Raw genomic sequence first — 3,833 nt, 5'->3', positions numbered from 1 at the left:
CAAAGGGGACTTTATAGGAGGAGGGTAAGAGTTAATTTGGATGTACTTCGGCTGGCCGCCTAGTTCGCTCTGCTCGTTGGGGGTAACTTTTAATCTTCAATTTCAACTTTATCTGCACCAAAAAATTGAATAGGAATGTCTTTTAAAGCTTTGTCCTGAGGATCATGATATAATTTATCATCTACATTTATAAAGATACAATTCTTTTGAATATATTTATGTTCTTTACCACCAGAAGATTCTTCTATTTCACACCAATCTGAAAAACTAATATCTTCATTACATAAAAAGATAGATAATTTATTACCAGATAATTTTCTTTTGGGAGAATATTTAACATCAACTATAAATCCTCTTTGGCCTCCAATAATGTTTTTTAATAAACCAGCACGTCTAATATCAGTTATACTTATATCATCATAAACATCGATTTTAAACCTATCATTATAGCTATTTTTGTTAAAATCTAACGAGCCCCTGATATAATTAAATTGTACTCGTTGATTATTTAGATAACTAATTATAAACTCGGTTTTACCAAGTTTACTAGCACCCTCGATTACAATGGATTTAGGACGATGCTCAGAAATCATCTCTTCCTTTATAGCCATTTTAATTTCTTGGGTAGTGTCGTTATCTTTAAAAGTATCAAAACTAAAAAATGATTCAGTTTCGTTTTCAAGTTCTTCAAGCAAATCTTCTGATTGTTTGATGAACTTTTTTTTTAGGATTTTTTCAATTAAATCTATTTGTTCATAATAAAAATCACGATCAAGATCTTTAATGAAAGTATCAAGAGATTTTTTAACTTGAGTTAAAGTTAAATTATCATCATAATAATATTGTTCTTTTAATCTATCAATTTCATCATAGATTAATTGTTTACGTTCTTCTTTTTGGTTTTGACGAACGTATTTTTTATGTCTTGGAGTACCTTCTTCGATGAAGTCACCATCTTTTTTGATATAGTTAATTGATTTTTCGATATCACGGGCAGATTCAATTTTGGGATGAAAACCTTCGATGTCAAAGAATCTTTGATTTGTAATTTGATAACGTTTTGTTAATTGAAACAAAACATGAGTATGGATTTCTTTATGGTCTTGATGGTTTTCGGTATTAGAAATGATATATGATATTTCTTGTTTTTTAGAAGCCATTAATTCTTTAATATGATTATGAATTTTATCTTTACCTAAAGGACATTTGGAATAGGTTAAAAAGATATCTTTAGTATTTAATCTAAATTTAGTTTTTTTCATTTTTTATCTCTTTCTTGTTAAAGCCCCTATTAGATTAGGGGCTATTTTTTTATTTATCTTTGCTATCTAAAAAGATAACTTTTTGAACAATAACTTTAGTTGAGGTTTTTTTTTCACCATCGTTATTAGTATATTTTTCCACTGATAAAGATCCTTCTACATATACTCTTGAACCTTTATGAAGATACATAAACATATTATCTGCTTGGTTTCTAAAAATAACACATGGAATAAAATTAACTTTATCTTTAATATTAACAGCTATACTAAAATCTAATTTAGATATTTCACCATCATTAGTATTAATAATTTTTGGTTCTAGGTCGTGAGTGATATTACCTATTAATTGAACTTTATTTAACATTTTATTTCTCCTTTCTATTTAAATTAAGCTAACAAAGCAAGAGGAGCAGCAATAGGACCTAGAGATGCAAATATAGGTGTTAGGACTACACAGCTAATAACAACTGCACCTGTGGTTAAAGTTACGACTGCGATATCTTTAATTAATTTATTATCATCGGTATCATAATTTGAATTCCAATCAAATTGATATTGCTCTTCTTCTTGTTCTTGTTTTTCAGTTTGTTTTTCAGTTTGAGGTTTTAATTGCTTTAAAGTTTTTAAACGTTTTAAAGAATTAATTAATCCAATTATATTTTGAACTTTATTAGTATCATGGATATATTGAGTTTGATATTGAAATTGGGTTTCAAATTTATTTTTATCTTTAATTGATTTAAATAATTTAGGTAATCTTAAACCTAAAAGAAATAAGAGAATTAGAAGAATAATTAAAATAAATATAATCCAAAGCTTTAATATTATTTTTCTTTTCTTACTCATGATTAATAAATTTCTTCTTCTTTAACAGTTCCATCTGGATTGTAATATATTGTTTTAATTTTAGTACCTGTTATAGGATTATATTGTTCAACAACATATTCTCTTAAAGAATTATGTTTAATAATTTGTATAATTTTTCCTTGTTCATTATGAATAGTATTTTTTATTTGCAAACTAGTTTGAGGATCAAATTCTTTAATCCAAAGTATAGTTTTACCATCATCATGATAAACAATTCTTTTAATTTCTTTTTTAGTTTGAGAATCTAATATTTTAATATGCTTTATAGTTTTACCATCTGGACGATAAACTATTTCTTTAATATTTGTTAATTCATCAACTTCAGATTCTATTTTTCTAAGAATAGCATTATATATTTCTTGTTCTTGTTGGTTATTAGTTTCAACTTTAGAGGTTTTTGATTGCAAAGAAAATAATAACATTGATAAAAGAACAATCACAGCTATTACAAATAAAAATCCCCAAAGGATTAAAATAATATTTTTTTTATTAGACTTATTTTTTTTCATATCTAAAATCTACTTTTTTAATTAAATTTTGTTTTTTTTGTAAATTAAGTTTGTATTCTAAATCTGATATTTTTTTATTTAATTGTTTTAATTCATCTAGATTAGAATTATTAGTTTGAACTGGTTGTTTTAATTCTGATTTGGGAATAAATAAATATTTTAATAATAATAAAAAAACATATATCCCTAAAATTAAAAGTTTAATGGGCCAATAAATAATAATTTTTATTATTTGCTTAACGATATGAAAAATAGAATCAAAGAAAACTAAAAAAGTAATAAAAGTTAAAATATAAAAAATAGATAAAGCAAAATTACAAATTATTGAAAAACTATTTGTCCAATTGCCCCAATAAAACCCAACGTTTCTGATGGCAATAATACTGTTAAAAATGTACTTAAAAAATGTTATAATATAAGTAACATAGTCATTTATTTTTGAAATAAATACGTCTATGTTTGAAATAGATGTTTGCATTTAATGCAGCCTCCTATATGGTAGTTATATAAATCGGTATCCGGGAAAAGATTAGATTTATATAACTATTTTTTTTTATATTTTTTTAATGTGAGCTTTACATAACAAAAATGACCCTACATATACGGACAGCGAAGAACGTATATATAAGGTCATTAATTATTTTAACATTTATTTGTGTTAAAAACTAATTCTTATTTTTGATTTCGCTGTCAATACACTTATATTATAACAAAAAACCTAAGAAATAACAAATAAAAAAATGAAAAATAAATAGTTTTTTCTTTTGAAATATTGACTCTCCAACCTACTCCTTTACCGATACTCACGGCAAAGGCGGTTGGTTCGTTTTAATTAATTTATAAAAAGATACACACATTATAAAAAAAGATACACACATTATAAAAAAAGATACACAAATTATAAAAAAAGATACACACATTGCAATGTGTGTAAAATCTGTGTAACATAAAAACTTAGGTATTATCAAGAAGCGCATGGGGCAATGTTATCGCCCATGCGCGTGTAAAGTTAGGAAATAACTAATAAAATAAAAAAAAATACACACATTTGGTTTTCAAAAATAAGTTTACCCCCCCCCCAACGTAAACACTAGCGAATTTGGGTATAAAAAAACCAACCCCTAAATCCCCAAAGGGGACTTTATAGGAGGAGGGTAAGAGTTAATTTGGATGTACTTCGGCTGGCCGCCTAGTT

Annotated in this window: 5 protein-coding genes; all 5 read right to left on the bottom strand. The window is 25.7% G+C overall.

Translation table 11 applies throughout. From position 1 onward, the window contains the following. Nucleotides 1-89: 89 nt before the first annotated feature. From EXT02_RS02870 to EXT02_RS02850, 5 genes are read right to left on the bottom strand one after another with little or no spacing between them, the layout of a single operon-like run. Nucleotides 90-1,262, bottom strand: coding sequence for a hypothetical protein (locus EXT02_RS02870; RefSeq protein ID WP_130428056.1), 1,173 nt, complete (start codon nucleotides 1,260-1,262; stop codon nucleotides 90-92). A 49-nt stretch (nucleotides 1,263-1,311) separates the two neighbouring features. After that, complete coding sequence (locus EXT02_RS02865; RefSeq protein WP_130428054.1) at nucleotides 1,312-1,626, bottom strand: single-stranded DNA-binding protein; 315 nt, start codon at nucleotides 1,624-1,626, stop codon at nucleotides 1,312-1,314. Between the two features lie 23 nt (nucleotides 1,627-1,649). Then, nucleotides 1,650-2,108, bottom strand: coding sequence for a hypothetical protein (locus EXT02_RS02860; RefSeq protein WP_130428052.1), 459 nt, complete (start codon nucleotides 2,106-2,108; stop codon nucleotides 1,650-1,652). 2 nt (nucleotides 2,109-2,110) lie between these two features. Then, a complete protein-coding gene (locus EXT02_RS02855; RefSeq protein ID WP_130428050.1) occupies nucleotides 2,111-2,638 on the bottom strand; it encodes a DUF2963 domain-containing protein in 528 nt (175 codons plus the stop codon). Continuing rightward, nucleotides 2,625-3,116, bottom strand: a complete 492-nt coding sequence (locus tag EXT02_RS02850; RefSeq protein ID WP_130428048.1) for a hypothetical protein — start codon at nucleotides 3,114-3,116, stop codon at nucleotides 2,625-2,627. The genes EXT02_RS02855 and EXT02_RS02850 overlap by 14 nt, the downstream gene beginning before the upstream one ends. Nucleotides 3,117-3,833 lie beyond the last annotated feature (717 nt).

The sequence above is a fragment of the 'Catharanthus roseus' aster yellows phytoplasma genome (genome assembly GCF_004214875.1).
Classification (GTDB): Bacteria; Bacillota_I; Bacilli_A; order Acholeplasmatales; family Acholeplasmataceae; genus Phytoplasma; species Phytoplasma asteris.
The sequence above is the reverse complement of the archived record's forward strand: the minus strand, read 5'-3'. Positions and strand labels throughout refer to the sequence as shown.

Coding starts and splice junctions, on each gene's coding strand:
- EXT02_RS02870 (WP_130428056.1), bottom strand. CDS start 1,262: ATGAAAAAAACTAAATTTAGATTAAATACTAAAGATATCTTTTTAACC.
- EXT02_RS02860 (WP_130428052.1), bottom strand. CDS start 2,108: ATGAGTAAGAAAAGAAAAATAATATTAAAGCTTTGGATTATATTTATT.
- EXT02_RS02855 (WP_130428050.1), bottom strand. CDS start 2,638: ATGAAAAAAAATAAGTCTAATAAAAAAAATATTATTTTAATCCTTTGG.
- EXT02_RS02865 (WP_130428054.1), bottom strand. CDS start 1,626: ATGTTAAATAAAGTTCAATTAATAGGTAATATCACTCACGACCTAGAA.
- EXT02_RS02850 (WP_130428048.1), bottom strand. CDS start 3,116: ATGCAAACATCTATTTCAAACATAGACGTATTTATTTCAAAAATAAAT.